This is a genomic window from Streptomyces sp. NPDC048442 (assembly GCF_040651475.1).
In the GTDB taxonomy this organism is placed as follows: Bacteria; Actinomycetota; Actinomycetes; order Streptomycetales; family Streptomycetaceae; genus Streptomyces.
This window is the reverse complement of the sequence record NZ_JBEZKB010000010.1, coordinates 93,034-112,196: the sequence shown is the minus strand read 5'-3', so window position 1 is coordinate 112,196 and position 19,163 is coordinate 93,034. Positions and strand designations below refer to the sequence as shown.

General features: G+C 71.7%; 19 protein-coding genes and 2 tRNA genes. 13 read left to right on the top strand and 8 right to left on the bottom strand.

Annotation, left to right across the window (positions count from 1 at the left end):
* The first annotated feature begins 4 nt into the window (after window positions 1-4).
* From AB0D18_RS17560 to AB0D18_RS17550, 3 genes are all read left to right on the top strand, one after another.
* Window positions 5-78: transfer RNA gene (locus AB0D18_RS17560), tRNA-Met, on the top strand.
* A gap of 164 nt (window positions 79-242) precedes the next feature.
* Window positions 243-2,162, top strand: a complete 1,920-nt coding sequence (locus AB0D18_RS17555; RefSeq protein WP_362418529.1) for a tetratricopeptide repeat protein — start codon at window positions 243-245, stop codon at window positions 2,160-2,162.
* A gap of 115 nt (window positions 2,163-2,277) precedes the next feature.
* A tRNA-Met gene (locus AB0D18_RS17550) sits at window positions 2,278-2,351 on the top strand.
* Window positions 2,352-2,462: 111 nt separating this feature from the next.
* On the opposite strand, the gene AB0D18_RS17545 is transcribed toward AB0D18_RS17550, so the two are convergent.
* Window positions 2,463-2,873 carry a Fur family transcriptional regulator gene (locus AB0D18_RS17545; RefSeq protein WP_362418526.1) on the bottom strand — a complete coding sequence of 137 codons (411 nt, stop codon included), beginning with the start codon at window positions 2,871-2,873 and terminating at the stop codon, window positions 2,463-2,465.
* 128 nt (window positions 2,874-3,001) lie between these two features.
* Between AB0D18_RS17545 and AB0D18_RS17540 the strand changes: the two genes are divergently transcribed.
* The gene (locus tag AB0D18_RS17540; RefSeq protein WP_362418914.1) at window positions 3,002-4,477 is read left to right on the top strand and encodes a catalase; all 1,476 of its coding nucleotides are present in this window, start codon (window positions 3,002-3,004) and stop codon (window positions 4,475-4,477) included.
* Window positions 4,478-4,561: 84 nt separating this feature from the next.
* Here the strand turns inward: AB0D18_RS17540 and AB0D18_RS17535 are convergent, their stop codons facing one another.
* Window positions 4,562-4,969, bottom strand: coding sequence for a CBS domain-containing protein (locus tag AB0D18_RS17535; protein ID WP_362418523.1), 408 nt, complete (start codon window positions 4,967-4,969; stop codon window positions 4,562-4,564).
* Between the two features lie 197 nt (window positions 4,970-5,166).
* Entirely contained in the window at window positions 5,167-5,967 is an 801-nt protein-coding gene (hisN, locus tag AB0D18_RS17530) for a histidinol-phosphatase (RefSeq protein WP_362418520.1), read from the bottom strand.
* Between the two features lie 120 nt (window positions 5,968-6,087).
* Here hisN and AB0D18_RS17525 point away from each other — a divergent pair, with 120 nt between their 5' ends.
* Complete coding sequence (locus AB0D18_RS17525; RefSeq protein WP_362418517.1) at window positions 6,088-6,666, top strand: TetR/AcrR family transcriptional regulator; 579 nt, start codon at window positions 6,088-6,090, stop codon at window positions 6,664-6,666.
* A 139-nt stretch (window positions 6,667-6,805) separates the two neighbouring features.
* On the opposite strand, the gene AB0D18_RS17520 is transcribed toward AB0D18_RS17525, so the two are convergent.
* The 4 genes from AB0D18_RS17520 to AB0D18_RS17505 all read right to left on the bottom strand — a co-directional run bounded on the left by AB0D18_RS17520 (window position 6,806) and on the right by AB0D18_RS17505 (window position 10,450).
* The gene (locus AB0D18_RS17520; RefSeq protein WP_362418514.1) at window positions 6,806-7,129 is read right to left on the bottom strand and encodes a multidrug efflux SMR transporter; all 324 of its coding nucleotides are present in this window, start codon (window positions 7,127-7,129) and stop codon (window positions 6,806-6,808) included.
* 104 nt (window positions 7,130-7,233) lie between these two features.
* Window positions 7,234-8,250 carry a ribosome small subunit-dependent GTPase A gene (gene rsgA / locus AB0D18_RS17515; protein WP_362418511.1) on the bottom strand — a complete coding sequence of 339 codons (1,017 nt, stop codon included), beginning with the start codon at window positions 8,248-8,250 and terminating at the stop codon, window positions 7,234-7,236.
* A gap of 19 nt (window positions 8,251-8,269) precedes the next feature.
* Window positions 8,270-9,589, bottom strand: coding sequence for a 3-phosphoshikimate 1-carboxyvinyltransferase (gene aroA / locus AB0D18_RS17510; RefSeq protein WP_362418508.1), 1,320 nt, complete (start codon window positions 9,587-9,589; stop codon window positions 8,270-8,272).
* Window positions 9,590-9,685: 96 nt separating this feature from the next.
* The gene (locus AB0D18_RS17505) at window positions 9,686-10,450 is read right to left on the bottom strand and encodes a M50 family metallopeptidase (protein WP_362418505.1); all 765 of its coding nucleotides are present in this window, start codon (window positions 10,448-10,450) and stop codon (window positions 9,686-9,688) included.
* 49 nt (window positions 10,451-10,499) lie between these two features.
* Between AB0D18_RS17505 and AB0D18_RS17500 the strand changes: the two genes are divergently transcribed.
* The 8 genes from AB0D18_RS17500 (at window position 10,500) to def (ending at window position 18,177) form a co-directional block, all read left to right on the top strand.
* A complete protein-coding gene (locus AB0D18_RS17500) occupies window positions 10,500-11,321 on the top strand; it encodes an SOS response-associated peptidase (RefSeq protein ID WP_362418502.1) in 822 nt (273 codons plus the stop codon).
* 181 nt (window positions 11,322-11,502) lie between these two features.
* Window positions 11,503-12,141 carry an alpha/beta family hydrolase gene (locus AB0D18_RS17495; RefSeq protein ID WP_362418499.1) on the top strand — a complete coding sequence of 213 codons (639 nt, stop codon included), beginning with the start codon at window positions 11,503-11,505 and terminating at the stop codon, window positions 12,139-12,141.
* A gap of 240 nt (window positions 12,142-12,381) precedes the next feature.
* The gene (locus AB0D18_RS17490) at window positions 12,382-13,050 is read left to right on the top strand and encodes a sigma-70 family RNA polymerase sigma factor (protein ID WP_362418496.1); all 669 of its coding nucleotides are present in this window, start codon (window positions 12,382-12,384) and stop codon (window positions 13,048-13,050) included.
* Window positions 13,047-13,403: a mycothiol system anti-sigma-R factor gene (gene rsrA, locus AB0D18_RS17485; RefSeq protein ID WP_362418493.1), complete on the top strand. Its 357-nt coding sequence runs from the start codon at window positions 13,047-13,049 to the stop codon at window positions 13,401-13,403. The genes AB0D18_RS17490 and rsrA overlap by 4 nt, the downstream gene beginning before the upstream one ends.
* Before the next feature lie 198 nt (window positions 13,404-13,601).
* Window positions 13,602-15,116, top strand: a complete 1,515-nt coding sequence (locus tag AB0D18_RS17480; RefSeq protein WP_362418490.1) for an HD-GYP domain-containing protein — start codon at window positions 13,602-13,604, stop codon at window positions 15,114-15,116.
* Window positions 15,117-15,132: 16 nt separating this feature from the next.
* On the top strand, window positions 15,133-16,395 hold the full coding sequence (locus AB0D18_RS17475; RefSeq protein WP_362418487.1) for an HD domain-containing protein: 1,263 nt from the start codon (window positions 15,133-15,135) through the stop codon (window positions 16,393-16,395).
* A 105-nt stretch (window positions 16,396-16,500) separates the two neighbouring features.
* The gene (locus AB0D18_RS17470) at window positions 16,501-17,484 is read left to right on the top strand and encodes a hypothetical protein (protein WP_362418484.1); all 984 of its coding nucleotides are present in this window, start codon (window positions 16,501-16,503) and stop codon (window positions 17,482-17,484) included.
* A gap of 60 nt (window positions 17,485-17,544) precedes the next feature.
* Window positions 17,545-18,177 (top strand): peptide deformylase, encoded by a 633-nt coding sequence (gene def / locus AB0D18_RS17465; protein ID WP_362418481.1) that lies wholly within the window; start codon window positions 17,545-17,547, stop codon window positions 18,175-18,177.
* A 14-nt stretch (window positions 18,178-18,191) separates the two neighbouring features.
* Here def and AB0D18_RS17460 read toward each other — a convergent pair whose 3' ends face one another.
* Window positions 18,192-19,160 (bottom strand): helix-turn-helix domain-containing protein, encoded by a 969-nt coding sequence (locus AB0D18_RS17460; protein WP_362418478.1) that lies wholly within the window; start codon window positions 19,158-19,160, stop codon window positions 18,192-18,194.
* Window positions 19,161-19,163: the final 3 nt, after the last annotated feature.

Sequence of the window (19,163 nt, the reverse complement as noted above, 5' to 3'; positions counted from 1 at the left end):
ACGACGCGGGGTGGAGCAGCTCGGTAGCTCGCTGGGCTCATAACCCAGAGGTCGCAGGTTCAAATCCTGTCCCCGCTACTGAAAAGACGAGGGCCCGGATCCATTGAGGATCCGGGCCCTCGTCGTATGTCCCCGTACCGAATGTGTTTGACTTGTCGCCCTGTGGGCATGTCGACAAAACGCTGTAGTGACCTCAATGACTGCGGTATACCAGGTGTACCCGGGTTGCGGGTGGTGCGACGATGAAAACTATGGGGGACAGGGCAACTCTGTTGGAGACAGGGCGGGTTGAGACAACGCGGGACAAGACGGCTCGGGACGAGATGACTCGGGACGAGACGGCGCAGGACGGCACCGACACCGCCACGGCGGAGGACGAGGTGCGTCACCGGCAGGCCGCCGCGAACGGCGACGCCGCGTCCATGAGTGTCCTCGGGTCCCTGCTGCTGCGCCGCGGCGACCTCGACGGTGCAGAGCCCCACCTGCGTGCCGCCACCGCCGAGGGCGACCGGGCCGCCGCCAACAACCTCGGCGTCCTGCTGCTCCAGCGCGGGTACGCGGAGGAGGCCGCCGGCTGGTGGCGCATCGCCGCCGTCGCGGGCTCCGCGGCCGCCGCCCACGCCCTGGGAAGGCACTACCGCGAGCGCGGCGACGAGCCGGCCGCCGAGTACTGGCTGCGCCAGTCCGCCGAGCACGGGCACGCGCTGGGCGCCTACGCCCTCGCCGACCTCCTCGAACACCGTGGCGACGTCGGCGCCGAGCGCTGGCTGCGCGCCGCCGCCGAGCAGGGCCACCGCGAAGCCTCGTACCGCCTCGCCCGTCTCCTCGACCGCCGTGCGGGCACACCGACCGGCGGCGGCCCCGCCGCGGACGTCGCCAGCCGGCGGGGCATCACCTGGGACACCGACCCGCGCATGCTGCGTTCCTCCTCCGTCGCGCCCGGCGAGAAGCCGCCCGAGGTGGAGGCCGAGCAGTGGTACCGGCAGGCCGCCGCGCGCGGCCACCGCCGGGCCGCCCTGCACCTGGGCGTCATCCTGGAGGCCCGCGGCGAGCTCAAGGAGGCCGGGCGCTGGTACCTGACCTCCGCCAAGGACGGCGAGCCGCGCGCCGCGTGCGCGCTGGGCTTCCTGCTGCGCGACGCGGGCGACGAGGAGAGCGCCGCCGTGTGGTGGCTGCGCGCCGCCCAGGAGGGCGACGGGAACGCCGCCAACGCGCTGGGCGCGCAGCACGCCGCCCGGGGCGAGCAGCAGACCGCCGAGCGCTGGTACCGGGCCGCCCTGGACGCCGGCGACATCAACGGGGCGTACAACCTGGGGCTGCTGTGCGCTGCCCAGGGGCGTACCGCGCAGGCCGAGCAGTGGTACCGGCGGGCGGCCTACGCGGGGCACCGCGAGGCGGCGAACGCGCTGGCGATCCTGTTGCTGCAGGGCGGCGACCCGTCCGGGGCCGAGCCGTGGTTCTCCAAGGCGGCCGAGGTGGGCAGTGTCGACGCCGCCTTCAACCTGGGGATCCTGTACGCGGGCAGGGGCGACGAGCAGGGCGCGCTGGAGTGGTACGAGCGGGCCGCCGCCGCCGGGCACACGGAAGCCGCGCTGCAGGTCGGCATCGCGCTGCTGCGGGACGGCGACGAGCGCGACGCGGAGTCGCATCTGCGGAGGGCCGCGGGCGGGGGCAGTCCGGAGGGTGCGTTCCGGCTGGGGATGCTGCTCGACGCACAGCAGCCGCCCGCGGGCCCGCCCGTGCTGGGCGAGCCGGTGGACGAGAAGTCCGAGTGCGAGGAGTGGTACGAGCGGGCCGCCGAGCAGGGGCACCGCCGTGCGCAGGTACGGGTCGGGATGCTCGCGGCCGGGCGGGGCGACGTCGAGGGCGCGGCGCGGTGGTACCGGGAGGCGGCCGAGGCGGGAAGCCTGGGCGGCGCCTTCAACCTGGGGCTGTTGCTGGCGCGCGAGGGGCGCGAGCCGGAGGCCCAGCTGTGGTGGACCAGGGCCGCGCACGCCGGGCACGGGCGGGCGGCGCTGCGGCTGGCGCTGCTGGCGGCCCGGCGCGGGGAGCTGGGCGAAGGCGAGCGGTGGTGCGTGCGGGCGGTGGAGCTGGGGCCGGCGGAGGTGGCGGAGCGGGCGGCTCGGCTGCGCGATGCGCTGCATCAGGAGTTGACGGCTTAGGGGGTACGGGGGCTGGGTGCGGCCCTCGTACCCGGCCGCCGAACCCGGCCCCGTGCCGGGCCTCCGTAAGGGATTTGCGCTGGTGGGGGGCGGGGCGTAGAGTCAGGTTTACCGACGCGGGGTGGAGCAGCTCGGTAGCTCGCTGGGCTCATAACCCAGAGGTCGCAGGTTCAAATCCTGTCCCCGCTACTGAAGTAGTGAACACCGGTGGCCCGGAACTCGAGAGAGTTCCGGGCCACCGGTGTTTTGCGTGCGTGCACGGACGTGGTCCGCACCCGCACGCCGGACGGGCTGAAGGCGTTACGCGCAGTTCGGGCAGATTCCGCGGTACGTGACTTCCACGTCGGAGATCGTGAAGCCGAAGCGTTCGGTGTCCGGGAGGTCGGAGAGGGGGTTGCCGGCCGGGTGGACGTCGCGGATGGCGCCGCACTTCGCGCAGACCAGGTGCTGGTGCGGGCGGTGCGCGTTCGGGTCGTAGCGCTTGGCGCGGCGGTCCGTGGAGACCTCGATGACCTCGCCGAGGGAGACCATCTCGCCCAGCGTGTTGTACACCGTGGCGCGCGAGATTTCCGGGAGCCGGTCGACGGCACGTGCGTGCACCTCGTCGGCGGTCAGGTGGACGTGGTCCCCGTCGAGGACCTCGGCCACGACACGGCGCTGTGCGGTCATGCGCCAGCCGCGCCCACGCAGTCGTTCAAGAAGGTCACTCATGTCGCCCAGCCTAACAGGGGAGGGACCTTAGTCCCGAACGGATGTGACTTTGGATGTTTACTTGACTTAGACAATGTCCATTGTAGGATCGGCTACGGCGATAAGCCAAGGGACAGGACTTGTCAGGAATGACGCAGGAGGCGCACGTGACGTCGCAGGGACCGCTCACCACCGAGGCCGGCGCACCGGTCGCCGACAACCAGAACAGCGAGACGGCGGGTGTGGGCGGGCCGGTTCTCGTCCAGGACCAGGCGCTGCTCGAGAAGCTCGCGCACTTCAACCGCGAGCGCATCCCGGAGCGTGTCGTGCACGCCCGCGGCGCCGGTGCGTACGGCACCTTCACGCTGACCCGCGACGTCTCGCAGTGGACGCGCGCCAAGTTCCTGTCGGAAGTCGGCAAGCAGACCGAGACGTTTCTGCGCTTCTCCACCGTCGCCGGCAACCTGGGCTCCGCCGACGCCGTCCGTGACCCGCGCGGCTTCGCGCTGAAGTTCTACACGGAGGAGGGGAACTACGACCTCGTCGGCAACAACACGCCGGTGTTCTTCATCAAGGACGCGATCAAGTTCCCGGACTTCATCCACACGCAGAAGCGCGACCCGTACACGGGCTCCCAGGAGGCCGACAACGTGTGGGACTTCTGGGGCCTGAGCCCGGAGTCGACCCACCAGGTGACGTGGCTCTTCGGCGACCGCGGCATCCCGGCGACCCTGCGCCACATGAACGGCTACGGCTCGCACACCTACCAGTGGAACAACGCCCAGGGCGAGGCCTTCTGGGTGAAGTACCACTTCAAGACCGATCAGGGCATCAAGAACCTCACCACCGAGGACGCCAACCAGCTCTCCGGCATGGACCCTGACAGCCACCAGCGCGACCTGCGGGAGTCCATCGAGCGCGGTGACTTCCCGTCCTGGACGGTGCAGGTGCAGATCATGCCGGCGGCCGAGGCAGCCACGTACCGCTTCAACCCGTTCGACCTCACGAAGGTGTGGCCGCACGAGGACTACCCGCCGATCGAGATCGGCAAGCTGGAGCTCAACCGCAACCCGCAGAACATCTTCGCCGAGGTCGAGCAGTCGATCTTCAGCCCCGCGCACTTCGTGCCGGGCATCGGCCCGTCCCCGGACAAGATGCTCCAGGGCCGTCTCTTCGCGTACGGCGACGCCCACCGCTACCGCGTCGGCATCAACGCCGACCACCTGCCGGTGAACCGCCCGCACGCCACCGAGGCGCGCACCAACTCCCGCGACGGCTTCCTCTACGACGGCCGCCACGCGGGCGCCAAGAACTACGAGCCGAACAGCTTCGGCGGCCCGTTCCAGACGGACAAGCCGCTCTGGCAGCCGACCGGGGTGACCGGCGCGACCGGCAACCACGAGGCGCCCTCGCACGCCGAGGACAACGACTTCGTGCAGGCGGGCAACCTCTACCGGATGATGTCCGAGGACGAGAAGGGCCGCCTGATCGACAACCTCGCGGGCTTCATCTCGAAGGTGTCGCGCGACGACATCGCCGAGCGCGCCGTGAACAACTTCCGGCAGGCGGACGGCGACTTCGGCAAGCGCCTTGAGACCGCGGTGCAGGCGCTGCGCGGTAAGTAGGGCAGCAGAGGCAGGTACGGGCCGGTGGGCCGGGTTCCCTTGGTGGGGCCCGGCCCACCGGCTTTTCCGTACCGTACGGAGCCCTCAGCCCGCCAGTGCCGCCGGATGGTGGCGGCTCGGGGCCCAGCAGCGGATGATGTCGCGGACCGAGACGACGCCGATCGGCTCGCCCTGGTCGTCGTCCAGCACGATCAGATGGCGGAAGCCGCCGTGCGACATGGCGCCGGCCGCCTCTTCCAGGGTCCAGGAGGGGGAGGCGAACACGACGTCGGTGGTGGTGTGGGAACCGGCGGCCTCCAGATCGGGATTCTGGCCCGCACCGATCGAGTTGAGCAGATCGCGCTCGGTCAGGATGCCGAGTCCGCTGGTGTCGGTGTCGAGGACGATGGCCGCCCCGACATGACGGGCGGACATCAGCCGGGCGGCCTGGCGGAGGGTGTGGGCGGGGCCGATGGTGAGGACCATCGTGCTCATGGCATCGCGTACGAGCATGGAGTACAGCCACCTCCTGGGTGTGAATCCGTACGAGAACGAATTCACAAGTTCACAAGTGAGGGAGCTTTTAGAGTCGCAGGCTCGTGCGGCGTCAACAAGAGGGTGGTAGAGGTGAGTTGAGGGGCGTGCAAAATCTCGTCACACGCCCCTCAGAGCACCCAGCAGAGCACCCCGCAGGACACCCAGCAGGGCACTCAGTAGCGCTGGTTGAGGTACCCGAGAAGCTCGTCGTGGAGCAGGCCGTTGGAGGCCGCAGCGTTGCCGCCCTCTACGCCGCGGACGCCGTCCAGGCTGGTGAAGCTGCCGCCGGCCTCCTCGACGATGATCGCGTTCGCGGCCATGTCCCAGAGGGAGAGCTCGGGCTCGGCACAGATGTCGACGGAGCCCTCGGCGACCATCATGTACGGCCAGAAGTCGCCGTACCCGCGGGTCCGCCAGCAGGCGCGGGAGAGGTCGAGGAAGCCGTCGAGGCGGCCCTGCTCCTCCCAGCCGGAGAGCGAGGAGTACGCGAAGGACGAGTCGGCGACCTTGGGGACCTTCGAGACGTGCAGGCGCGTCGCGGAGGTCAGACTGCGGCCGGTGTACGCGCCGCCGCCCTTCGCCGCCCACCAGCGGCGGCCCAGCGCGGGTGCGGAGACGACGCCGACGACCGGGTGGTAGCCGCCCTCGCCCGCCTCCATGAGGGAGATCAGCGTGGCCCAGACCGGGACGCCGCGTACGTAGTTCTTCGTACCGTCGATGGGGTCGATCACCCAGCGGCGCGGGCCCGAGCCCTCCAGGCCGTACTCCTCGCCGAGTACCGCATCACGCGGGCGGCCGCGCTTGAGATGGTTGCGGATCAGCTCCTCGGCCGCCTTGTCGGCCTCGGTCACCGGGGTCATGTCCGGCTTCGTCTCGACCTTGAGGTCCAGGGCCTTGAACCGGTCCATGGTCTGGGCGTCGGCGGCGTCGGCGAGGACGTGGGCGAGGCGCAGGTCATCGTGATAGTCGGGCATGCGGCCACAGTATCGAGGCTGATCAGCAGGTGACCATACGGGACCTCGGGCGCGGCACCGGGCAGGCCCCCTTGACAGTCGGTGACGGGCCGTCAACGCTGACAGGCGGGAGGCGATGCTGTGCCCACTGCCCGAGAAGCCCTGTTGGACGCCGCCTACGCAGCGCTCGCGGCGCGGCCCTGGTCGGCGGTGCGGATGGTCGACGTGGCCGCGGTGGCCGGGGTGTCCCGGCAGACCCTCTACAACGAGTTCGGCAGCAAGGACGGGCTGGCGCGGGCGCTGGTGCGGCGGGAGGCGGACGGCTTCCTGGCCGGCGTGGACCGGGTGCTCGCCGACCGCACGGGTGCCGACACGGACCGGCTGGCCGGGGTCGCCGAGTGGATCGTACGGGCCGCACGGGAAAATCCGCTGGTACGGGCGCTGGTGAGCGGCTGCTGGCCGGAGCGGCTGCCGTCGGGGCGGGCGGCCAGAGGGATCCCGGCAACGGCCGCGGGGGCGGCCCAGCGAAGGGCCGACGGGGGCGCGCCGGGCGCGGGGGAGGTCGTCGCCGTCGTACGGGACCGGGTGGCGGCGGCGGTGGGCGAGCGGTGGCCGTGCGAGGTGGTGGTGCGACTGGCGGTGTCCTGGGCGGTCGCACCGGGCGCGGAGGGCGGGGTGGGGGAGTTCGTACGGGGCGTGGTCGCCGAGGGGCGTGCGTGAGCCCTGCGGGCGATCGGTACGGGAGCCCGAGGGCTTGCGGGCAGTCAGTGCGAGGCGCCCGAGGGCTTACGGGCACTCAGCGGGAGGGGCCGGAGGGCTTACGGGCACTCAGTGCGAGGACCGGAGGGCCTGCGAGGGCTCAGTGCGAGGAGCCCGAGAGCTGGAGGCCGATGACGCCGATGATGACGAAGGAGATGGAGACGAGTTTGAGGGTGGAGACCACGTCGTCCAGGAAGATCATTCCGTAGATCGCGGTGCCGGCCGCGCCGATGCCGGTCCAGACCGCGTACGCCGGGCCCACGTCCAGCTTCTTCAGGGACAGGGTGAGAAGGCCGAAGCTGCCCAGCGCGAACGCGGCGAAGGCGACCGTCGGCCACAGTCTCGTGAAGCCGTGGGAGAGCTTGAGGCAGACGGCGAAGCCGGTTTCGAGAATTCCGGCGACCACCACCAGCAGCCAGGCCATTGAGTGCCTCCCCTGTCTCCCGTGTAGGTGACTGCTCGTCTCGGCTCGTCCCGCTCGGTGCGATTATGCCTTTACCAGAGGGACGCCGGGGCAAACGCTTGGGTTCAGTCGCCCTCGCGCCGTTCCCGGGTGGCGAGCAGTCGGCGCAGCGAGTACAGCCGGGCCGGGTCCGCGTGCCCGTCGGCCACCCACTTCTCCAGCGCGCACTCCGGCGCGTTCTCGTCGTGCGTACAGCCGCGCGGGCACTCCTCCGTCCCCGGCACCAGGTCGGGGAAGGCGAGGATGACGCGCGAGGGGTCCACGTGGTGCAGGCCGAAGGACCGTACACCCGGGGTGTCGATCACCCAGCCGGACTCGCCCGCCAGGGGGAGCGCGAGGGCCGAAGTGGTGGTGTGCCGGCCGCGTCCGGTGACCGCGTTGACATGCCCGGTGGTGCGGCGGCGCTCCTTGGGGACGAGGGTGTTGACCAGGGTGGTCTTGCCGACGCCCGAGTGCCCGACGAAGGCGGTGATCTTCCCGTCCAGGTGCTCGCGGACGACGTCGCTCGCCGCGCCGTTCTCCAGCTCCTCGCGGCTCGTGACGATGTACGGCACGCCCAGCGGGACGTACATCTCCAGGAGCTCGTCGGCGGAGGCCAGGTCGGACTTGGTGAGGACCAGGAGCGGTGTCAGACCGCCGTCGTACGCTGCCACCAGACAGCGGTCGATCATGCGGGGGCGCGGCTCGGGATCGGCGAGGGCGGTGACGATGGCGAGCTGGTCGGCGTTGGCGACGACGACCCGCTCGAAGGGGTCGTCGTCGTCGGCCGTGCGGCGCAGCACGGAGGCGCGCGGCTCGATGCGGACGATGCGGGCCAGGGTGTCCTTGGTGCCCGACAGATCCCCGACGATCATGACCTTGTCGCCCACGACCGCCGCCTTGCGGCCCAGCTCGCGGGCCTTCATCGCCATGACCGTACGGTCCTCGACGAGGCAGGTCAGGCGGCCCCGGTCCACGGTGAGGACCATGCCCTCCTGGGCGTCCTCGTGCTTGGGCCTGATGTGGGTGCGGGGGCGGTTGCCCTTGCGGTTGGGGCGGACGCGGATGTCGTCCTCGTCGGGGTTCTTGCCGTAGCGGCGCATCGTCTTCTCGCCCGGCCCGTCAGTTGCCCGCGAGCATGTCGGACCACATGGCGGGGAAGTCGGGCAGGGTCTTGGCGGTCGTCCCCACGTTCTCGATGCGTACGTCCTTGACGGCCAGGCCCAGGATCGATCCCGCGGTCGCCATGCGGTGGTCGTCGTACGTGTGGAAGGTGCCGCCGTGCAGGGTGCGCGGCCGGATGTGCAGACCGTCGGCGGTCTCGGTGACGTCGCCGCCGAGACCGTTGATCTCCTTGGTGAGCGCGGCCAGGCGGTCCGTCTCGTGCAGGCGCAGGTGGGCGACGCCCCGGAGGGTGGACGGGGAGTCCGCGAGAGCGGCGACGGCGGCGATGCCCGGGGTCAGCTCCCCGACCTCGCTCAGGTCCCAGTCGATGCCGTGGATCGTGCCCGTGCCCCTGAAGGTCAGGCCCTGCTCGGTCAGTTCGTACGTACCGCCCATCGCGGTGAAGATCTCCCGCAGCGCGTCGCCGGGCTGGGTGGTGTGCTCGGGCCAGTCGGGGACCGTGACCCGGCCGCCGGTGATCAGGGCGGCGGCGAGGAAGGGCTGCGCGTTGGAGAGGTCGGGCTCGACGGTCAGGTCGCGGCCGAGGAGGGCGCCGGGGGTGACCCGCCAGACGTTCGCCTCGCCCCCGGACTCGGGGGTGTCGACCTGGGCGCCGATCGCGCGCAGCATGTCGACGGTCATCCGGATGTGGGGGAGGGAGGGGAGCGTGGGGCCCGTGTGACGTACTTCCACGCCCTGGTTGAAGCGGGGGGCGGAGAGGAGAAGGGCGCTCACGAACTGCGAGGACGAGGAGGCGTCGATCTCGACCACGCCGCCGGCCAGGGCGCCGCCGCCGAAGACCGTGAGGGGCAGGGCGCCCCGGTCGTCGTCGTCGATGCGGGCGCCGAGGGAGCGCAGGGCCGTGATGACCGCGCCGAGGGGGCGCTCGTACGAACGCGGGTCGCCGTCGAAGCGGATCGGGCCGTCCGCGAGGGCTGCCACGGGCGGCAGGAAGCGCATGACCGTGCCCGCGTTGCCGACGTCGACGGTGGCCGGGCCGTGCAGCCCGGACGGAATGATCCGCCAGGCCTCGCCTGAGCCGTCGGGGCCCACCCCTTCCTCGATGCCGACGCCCATGGAGCGCAGTGCCTCGGCCATCAGGAGGGTGTCGCGCGAGCGCAGCGGGCGGCGCAGCCAGCCGGGCTCCGCGGCGAGCGCGGCCAGGACGAGCGCACGATTGGTGACCGACTTGGAGCCGGGCACGGTGACCGTCGCGTCGACGGCCCCGGTCGCGTAGGGGGCGGGCCAGAGGGCAGGGTGCACGGCGCTTTCGGTCATGGCCTCCACTTTAGTGGCTTGCCACTTACCGGCTTCCTCGCTCCCGTGGCCGCCCGTCGCTTTCGTCTGCGCCCGTCCGCGTGCGTCCGCCACTGGTCACAGCCCCAGCAGCCAGCGCCCGCCGCCCAGCAGTGCGCACAGCGATACGACGTGGAACATCGCCAGCCACATCAGCGGCGGTACGTGCGTGAGCCGGGCCAGCTGGTCGGCGTCGGAATCGGGTGCTCCGCCGTGCCGCCGCTTCGACTGCAGCTCGAAGGCCGGACGTACGCCGCCGAGCAGCAGGAACCACACGGCGGTGTAGGCGAACGCGGCCTGCACGTCCGGTCCCGTCAGCCAGGACACCAGGACGAAGGCGGCGCCCGTGAGGACGACCGTCAGTACCCCGTACGCGTTACGGATCATCACCAGCATCGCGAGGAGCAGCGCCGTCGCCAGCCAGAGGAAGAGGGTGATGTGGTCGGCGGCGAGCAGCCAGGCGCCGCCGAGGCCGAGCAGGGGCGGGGCGGTGTAGCCCGCGGCGGCGGTCAGGATCATGCCGATGCCGGTCGGCTTGCCGCGGCTGAGGGTGAGGCCACTGGTGTCGGAGTGCAGCCGGATGCCGGTGAGGGTGCGGCCGGTGAGCAGGGCGATCAGACCGTGGCCGCCCTCGTGGGCGATGGTGATGGCGTTGCGCGACAGCCGCCACAGGGGGTGCGGGACGACCGCGACGAGGGCGAGAGCGGCCGTCGCGTACAGGATCCACTTCGCGGGGTCGGGCTGGGTGCCGGTGAGGCGGTCCCAGAGGGAGCCGATGTCGGAGGCGGCGAGGGTGGAGATGTGGGCTGAGAGGTGGGCGCCGGCCGTATTGAAGGTGTCCATTTTTCGGGCGGCTCCTTGAGGGCTGTACGGGCGTGGCAGTGTGACAAGTATGTGTGGACGCTATGCGGTGAGCCGGGGGGCCGAAGACCTCGCCGGACTCTTCGAGGTGGAGAAGTGGGACCCGGCCGAGACTTTCGTACCGGACTGGAACGTGGCACCGACGAAGTCCGTGCCGGTGGTTCTGGAACGTCGTGTGAAGGACGCAGACGACCCGCGTCCGGTTCGTCAGCTGCGGATGCTGAAGTGGGGCCTGGTGCCGTCCTGGGCGAAGTCGCCCGAGGGCGCGGCGCGGATGATCAACGCGCGGGCCGAGACGGTGCACGAGAAGCCGTCCTTCCGGAAGGCGTTCGCGGCGCGGCGGTGCATTGTGCCGGCGGACGGCTATTACGAGTGGGTGACCTCGGCCGACGAGCGCGAGCTTGAGGAGCAGGGGAAGCGGAAGCGGGTGCGCAAGCAGCCGTACTTCGTGACGCCGGCGGACGGGGCGGTCATGGCGATGGCCGGGATCTACGAGTTCTGGCGGGACCGGACGCTGCCGGACGAGCATCCGATGGCCTGGTGGGCGACGTGTTCCGTCGTGACGACGGAGGCGGAGACCACTTCGCTGGCCGGCGGACCGGCGGGGGAGGGCGGGCCTTCGTCGCTGGCGGAGATCCATCCCCGGATGCCGTTGATGCTGACGCGGGACAAGTGGGCGGCGTGGCTCGACCCGTCGCTCACGGAGCCGGAGGAGGTACGAGGGCTGCTGGTGGCACCGGGGGCGGGGCTGGTGCGGGCGTATCCGGTGGGGACGGCGGTCAGCAATGTCCGCAACAACGGCCCCGAGCTGGTGGGGGAGTTGGCGGGGCCGGAGGTGGGGACGCTGTTCTGAGCGTCGTACGTGTGGGGTGGGCTGATGTCCAGGGCTGCGCCCGGTGCACGGCTGCGCTGCGTGCACGGCTGAGCCCCGTGCACGGCTGCGCCGCGCGTCCTCAAACGCCGGACGGGCTGAAGTTCCCCGCGCGGGCCAGCCACAACACACCCGCACGTGCCCGACCCGGCAGGATGGCCCCATGAGCCGAGTGGTGAGCGTGGAGACCGATGCCGGTGAGGCGCGCGTGCATTGGTACGAGGGCGGCAAGCGCAAGCCGTGGGCCGTGCTGGCCCTCGGGCACGGGGCCGGTGGCGGAATCGAGGCCCGGGACCTGCAGGCGATCGCCGCCGCCCTGCCCGCCGAGGGCGTCGCTGTCGCGCTCGTCGAGCAGCCCTGGCGGGTCGCCGGGAAAAAGGTCGCACCGGCGCCGAAGACCCTGGACGTCGGGTGGCGCGGCGTGTGGCCGGTGCTGGAGAAGGCCGGGGTGCCGGTGGTGGCGGGCGGGCGCAGCGCCGGGGCGCGGGTGGCGTGCCGGACGGCGCAGGAGCTGGGCGCCCGCGCCGTACTCGCGCTGAGCTTTCCGCTGCACCCGCCCGGCAAGCCCGAGAAGTCACGGGCGGACGAGCTGCTGGGCGCGGGCGTGCCCACGCTCGTCGTACAGGGCGGCAACGATCCCTTCGGACGGCCGGCAGAGTTCCCCGAAGGGGACTTCGAGACGGTGGAAGTGCCCCACGGGGACCACGGGTTCGCCGTGCCCAAGCGGGCGGAGCTCGGTCAGGAGCAGGCGCTGGAGGTCATCGTCGACGGGGTGCGGGAGTGGATTCTGCGGCTGCGGTGACGCGCTCGGGAATGCCGGGTGGCGAACCACTGTTGACGCCTTCGTCCGACGTAGAAACGAGAGGGAGTTCGCCGCATGGGTTCCACCATCTGCCCGCGCCGCCCGCAAGCCTCTGACCTGGAGTGGACGGTGCTGTCTGCGGCGGCGACCACGTCCGCTCGGGCGGCGGGGAAGCAGGGTAGTCGTCTATCCTCCGAGTCGAGTGGGTCCGCATTCGGGCCCGCCACGGCGCTGAAGGAGGTGGGTCCGGTCACTGGGACCGACGCAGGGACCGACGACGGCCACGCGGAGGAGACCACCGCCGAGCGCAATGCGCGCTTCGAGCGGGACGCGCTGGGCTTCCTCGACCAGATGTACTCGGCCGCGCTGCGCATGACGCGCAACCCGGCCGATGCGGAGGACCTGGTCCAGGAGACGTATGCGAAGGCGTACGGGTCCTTCCACCAGTTCCGCGAGGGGACCAACCTCAAGGCCTGGCTCTACCGGATTCTCACCAATACGTTCATCAACTCCTACCGGAAGAAGCAGCGCGAGCCGCTGCGCAGCGCTTCCGAGGAGATCGAGGACTGGCAGCTGGCGCGTGCCGAGTCGCACATGTCGACGGGGCTGCGCTCCGCCGAGTCGCAGGCGCTGGACCACCTGCCCGACTCCGACGTGAAGTCGGCACTCCAGGCGATCCCGGAGGAGTTCCGAATCGCGGTGTATCTCGCCGATGTCGAGGGGTTTGCCTACAAGGAAATCGCGGACATCATGGGGACACCCATCGGTACGGTCATGTCCCGGCTGCACCGGGGCCGCCGCCAGCTGCGCGGCATGCTTGAGGACTACGCCCGGGACCGCGGCCTGGTGCCTGCGGGTGCCGGATCGGCGTCCGGGGAGTCGAACGACGTGAAAGGCTCGGGCTCATGAGCTGCGGAGATCCGCACGAGACGGACTGCTCTGAGGTGCTCGACCATCTCTATGAGTTCCTCGACAAAGAGATGCCGGACGGCGAGTGCACCAAGTTCGAGGAGCACTTCGAGGAGTGCTCGCCGTGCCTGGAGAAGTACGGCCTGGAGCAGGCCGTGAAGAAGCTCGTCAAGCGCTGCTGCGGGTCGGACGACGTCCCGGTCGACCTGCGGTCGAAGGTGCTGGGGCGGATCGATCTGATCCGGTCGGGGCAGGCCGTCCCCGAGCAGGACGTGACCGCTCCGGACCTCGTCCCCCCGCTGCCCGACGTGACGTCTGACGTGTTGTCGGCCGCGGTCGAGAAGAAGAAGTAGCAGTACTCGGGTGAAGCAGCAGTACTGAAGCAGCAGTGGTGAAGCAGCAGTACTGAGGCAACGCACCGCGCCAGGCCGCCGGTTCCCGTCCCGTCGTCACCCGATGGGGGGAACCGGCGGCCTTCGTGCATTCCCCGGCCCCCGAATGGCTAGCCTGACGCACGATTTGGCGGCGGAGCCGAGGGTTGCGGGGGAGCGGTGCGAGCCTTACCGGCGGGAGCGCGGGCCTGCGTCCTGTGCGCCGTGCTCCTCGCGGGACTCTGTGTCCTCGCCGCCGGCCTCGACCGCACCCCCTGGGACGCCGTCGCCCTGCTCGCCGTCCTGTACACGGCCTGCGAGCTGCTGCCCCGCTGCCCCCTCTTCCGGCACCGGGTCTCGGCCGGCCCCGGGGCCTTCTTCCCCGTTCCGCTCGCCGCCGTCTTCCTGCTGCCGCCCTCCGCCGCCGCCCTCGTCGCCGTGCCCGGTGCACTGCTCGGGCGGGTGGAGCGGAGGCCGCGCGGGGTGCGGCGGGTGTGGCGGGCGGCGGAGCTCGCGATCGCCGTCTGGGTCGCCTCGTACCTCTGCACGGTGCTGGGCGGACGGCCGGTCACCGGACCGCCGCACGGCTCGGTGCCGGACTTTCCGTATGCGCTGCTGCCCGCCGGTGCGGCGATGGCCGGCTTCTGCGTCGTGCTGACCGTGCTCGACGGCTCCATCCTCGTGACCGCCGAGCGGGTGCCGGTGCGGACCGCGTGGCGGGGCCTCTTCGTACGGTCGCTGGCGCCGCACTGTGTGCACGGGCTCGCCGGGCTGATGATGGCCGTCCTGTGGCGCAGCCCGTACGGGCCGGTCGCCGCCCTCTTCGTACTGCTGCCGATGTATCTGTCGTGCTGGGCCTTCGCCCAGTACCAGCGCGAGCACGACGCGCACCGGGCGACCGTCCGGGCGCTGGTCCAGGCGGTCGACCTGAAGGACCGCTACACCAGGGGCCACAGCGAACGGGTGGGGCGGGCCTCGGCCATGATGGCCGCCGAGCTGGGGATGGACGAGGAGCGCCGGGAAGTGCTCCGGTTCGCCGGGATCCTGCACGACGTGGGGAAGCTCGGGGTGCCGACGCGGCTGCTGCGGAAGGACGGGCCGCTGACGCCCGAAGAGCGGCGGGTCATCGAACTCCATCCGGAGTACGGGCACGAGATGGTGCGGGGGATCGGCTTCCTGGGGGAGGCGCGGGCGGCGATCCTGCACCACCACGAGCGGATGGACGGGAGCGGCTACCCGTACGGGCTGGCCGGGGAGCGGATCCCGGAGTTCGCGCGGGTGGTGGCGGTGGCGGACGCGTTCGACGCGATGACCTCGACCCGGTCGTACCGGCGGGCCCGGCCGGTGGCGGAGGCGGTGGCCGAGCTGGAGAGGTGTGCGGGGGCGCAGTTCGACGTACGGATGGTGGGGGCGCTGGTCGCGGCGCTGGGGAAGGAAGGGTGGAATCCCGCGGTGACGGCGGACGAGGGGGAGAGCGCGCCGACGGGCCGGCCGGGAGTGGACGCCGCAGCGCCTGAGGCATCGCCTCCTGTGCCGTCTGCCGGACCGCCTCCTGTGCCGTCTGCCGGACCGCCTCCTGTGCCGTCTGCCGGACCGCCTCCTGTGCCGCCTGCCGGGGGTGCCGGTACGTCGTCCCTGGTGGGGCAGCGGGGAGCCGTGCCGTCCCGGGCGGGGCGGCGAGGGCGGCGGTCATGAGGCGGGGGTGGCCGGCATGAGGGGGCAGCGGCCGCCCGGCATCGTCCTGCTCGTCAGGGCGGCGGCCGTGCTGCTCGCCGTCGCCGCGCTGGTGGGGGTGGGGCGGTACGGGATGGCGCAGCCCGGGGTCGCCGTGGCGTTCTGGGGGCTGATCTGGGTGGGCGAGGTGGCCCACCGGGGGGACGGGGCCGCGCCGCTGGGGACCGCGGGGGCGCTGGCGTACGCCCTGCTCGGGCAGTGCGGCGGGGAGCCCACCGGGCACGGGGTGTGGCAAGTGGTGGTGGTGACCGCGGGGGCGCTGGCCGCGGGGGCCGTCCCGCACCTCTTCATGAAGGGGCCGGGACCTGGGCTCGACCGGATGGCCCGGCGGGTGCTGACCGTGGGGTTCGCGGCCGTGTGTTTCCAGCCGCTCCAGCACTCGGGGGTGGTGGAGGCATGGGTGGGGCAGGGGACCTGGTTCGCGTTGTTCCTGGTGGTGCTGCTGGCGCTCACCGGGCTGTGCGAGGCGGTGCTCGCCGCCGCGCTCGCCGCCTCCCGTACCGGGTATCCGTACGGTCCGCTGCTCCGGGACGAACTGCGGGCGCTGCGGGGGATCGGCTCCGCGGTCTGCGCGACGGGTGTGGTGATGGCGCTGGCCGTCGCCGTGGCGGGGCTGTGGGCGCTGCCGGTGTTCTGTGTGCCGCTGCTGCTGACCCAGCTGTCGTTCCGGCGGTACGGGGAGGTCAGGGACACCTACCGGCAGACCATCGCCTCCCTGGCCAGGGCCACCGAGGTCGCCGGGTACACCAGAGCCGGGCACGCCCGCAGGGTGGCCGTACTCGCGGTGGCCGTGGGGCGTGAACTCGGGCTGTCCGGAGCGGAGTTGACGCTCCTTGAGTACGCGGCCCTGATGCACGACATCGGGCAGCTGTCGCTGATCGACCCCGTTCCGGCCGGTGCGACCGCCTCGCTGCCCGCCGCCGAGCAGCGCCGCATCGCGCTGCTCGGCGGGGCGGTCGTCCGCCAGACCGGGGTCCTCGACGAGGTCGCCGTCGTCGTGGAGCGGCAGGCCGACCCGTACCGTGAGCAGCCGCTCACCGCCCGTATCGTTCGCACCGTCAACGCGTACGACGACCTCTCGGGGGAATGCGGAGGGGGGCTGGGCGGTCCGCTGAGCGCACTGGAACAACTGCGGACGGGCACCGGGCACGACTACCAGAGCGAGGTGGTGGAATCCCTGGCCCGCGTGCTTCGACGGGGGAGTCCCGCGCGCGGAGTCGCCCTGCCCCCACCTGGGTAACCAGTGGGTAATGAGCGGGCCTCCGACCGGGCATGGTTGGATGCGAAGAGAGCCCCTGGAGAGTGCGGAAGCCGGGGGAAGAGAGCCAACCGGCAGGCGGGAATCGTGAGGATCTTCGGGAAGGTACGGCATCGGCCCTCCGCCTCGTGGCGGCAGGCCACCGACCGCGCGTTCACGCTGATCGGCGACGGTCGGTACGAGGACGCGGGAGCGCTGCTGACGCGTGCGGCGGACCTCGAACCCTGGCTTTCGGAGTCCTGGTTCAATCTGGCGCTGCTGCACAAGTTCCGGCACGACTGGGACCAGGCGCGGGCCGCTGGACTGCGGGCCGTCGCCCTGCTCGACCGCGAGACCGGCGCCCCCGACTGGTGGAACGTCGGGATCGCCGCCACCGCGCTGCAGGACTGGCCGCTCGCGCGCCGGGCCTGGCAGGCGTACGGGCTGAAGGTGCCCGGCGGCCCGACGGAGAGCGGTGAGCCGGTCGGGATGGAGCTGGGGAGCGCCGCGGTCCGGCTGTCGCCCGAGGGCGAGGCCGAGGTGGTGTGGGGGCGCAGGCTGGACCCCGCCCGCATGGAGGTCCTTTCGATCCCGCTGCCGTCCTCCGGGCGGCGCTGGGGCGAGGTCGTCCTGCACGACGGCGTGCCGCACGGGGAGCGGGTGACGGCCGCCGGCCCCTCCTTCCCCGTATTCGACGAGATCGAGCTGTGGGCGCCCTCGCCGGTTCCGACCTGGGTGGTCCTCCTTGAGGCCGCCACGGAGGCCGACCGGGACGCCCTGGAGCGGCTGGCCGCCGACGCCGGGTTCGCCGCCGAGGACTGGTCCTCGTCCGTACGGCTGCTGTGCCGGACCTGCTCGGAGTCGCGGATGCCCTCCGACGAGGGCGACGGCGAGCAGCACCTCGACCCGCACGACCACAGCGAGCCCGGACATCCAGGCCCCCTCGGCCACCGGACCAACGGCGAGCTGTGGGTCCCCGAGCGCGAGTGCGGTCTCGCCGCACCGCCCGGACTGGTGCGCGGCCTGCTCGACGGCTGGGTCGCGGACAGCCCGGACAGCCGGGAATGGCGGGATCTCGAAGAGGTCTGCTGACCGCGGCACGTACGCTGTACGGGCACATCACTGGGGTTTTGAGGAAGGCGTACGGCGGACATGGCGCAGCAGCAGCAGGTCGACGAGCAGGTTAAGAGCGAGTTCGTCGTGGACACGGAGGACTGCGAGGCGCGCGAGCTGGCGTACCGCGAGCGCGGCACCGCCCGCCCGATCACGGTCGTCGGCAACCCGGTCCTGCACCGCGAGTGCAAGGACGTCACCGCGTTCGACGGTGAGCTCGCCAAGCTCATCGACGACATGTTCGCCAGCCAGAAGGCGGCCGAGGGCGTGGGCCTGGCCGCCAACCAGATCGGCGTCGACCTCAAGGTCTTCATCTACGACTGCCCGGACGACGACGGCGTCCGCCACACCGGCCTCATCTGCAACCCGGTCCTCGACGAGCTCCCCGCCGAACGCCGCGTCCTCGACGACTCCAACGAGGGCTGCCTGTCCGTCCCCACCGCGTACGCCGAGCTGGCCCGCCCTGACTACGCGGTCGTCCGCGGCCAGGACGCCGAGGGCAACCCGATCGCCATCGAGGGCACCGGCTACTTCGCCCGCTGCCTCCAGCACGAGACGGACCACCTGTACGGCCGCCTCTACATCGACCGGCTGTCCAAGCGGGAGCGCAAGGACGCCCTGAAGCAGATGGAAGAGGGCACGGCGCGGTACGAGACCGTGCCCAACAGCTGACCTCCGCCCCGGAGTTACGCCGCGCGGGCCGGTCCGCGGAAAGTCCGGCGGTACGCGTGCGGGGTGGTGCCGAGCGTGCGCAGGAAGTGGTGACGCAGCCCTGCCGCCGTACCGAAACCGGACCGGTCCGCGACCGTGTCGATCGTCTCGTCCGTCGCCTCCAGCAACTGCTGGGCCAGCAGCACCCGTTGACGCAGCACCCAGCGGTAGGGGGTGGTGCCGGTCTCCTGCTGGAAGCGGCGGGCGAAGGTACGCGGCGACATGTGGGCGCGCTCGGCCAACTGCTCCACGGTCAGGTCGAGTTCGAGGTGCCGCTCCATCCAGGCCAGCACCTCGCCGACCGTGTCGCAGCGGGTGCGGGTGAGCGGGCGCTCGATGTACTGCGCCTGGCCGCCGTCCCGGTGCGGCGGCACCACCATGCGGCGGGCGATGGTGTTCGCGACCTCCGGGCCGTCCTCCTGGCGGACCAGGTGCAGGCAGGCGTCGATGCCCGCGGCGGTCCCCGCGGAGGTGATGACCGGGCCCTCGTCGACGTACAGCACATCGGGTTCGAGCCGCGCCTTCGGGAAGCGGCGGGCCAGCTCGTCGACATGCCGCCAGTGGGTGGTGCAGCGGCGGCCGTCGAGCAGTCCGGCCGCGCCCAGTACGAACGCGCCCGAGCAGACGCTGAGCACCCGGGCTCCCCGGTCGACGCCCCGCCGCAGTGCGGCGAGCAGCGGTTCCGGGTAGGTGCGGGCCTCACAGTGCTGGTCGGCGGGGATCGCGATCAGGTCGGCCTCTTCGAGCCGCTCCAGGCCGTGCGGGACGTTGATGGTGAACGCGCCGGAGCGGGAGGTGAGTTCGCGCTGTTCGACCCCGCAGACGGCGAAGTCGTAGACGGGCAGGCCCTGGTCACTGCGGTCGATGCCGAACACCTCGCAGAGCACGCCGAGTTCGAAGGGGTTCACTCCGTCGACGAGCGCGACGGCCACGTTTTTCAGCATGGA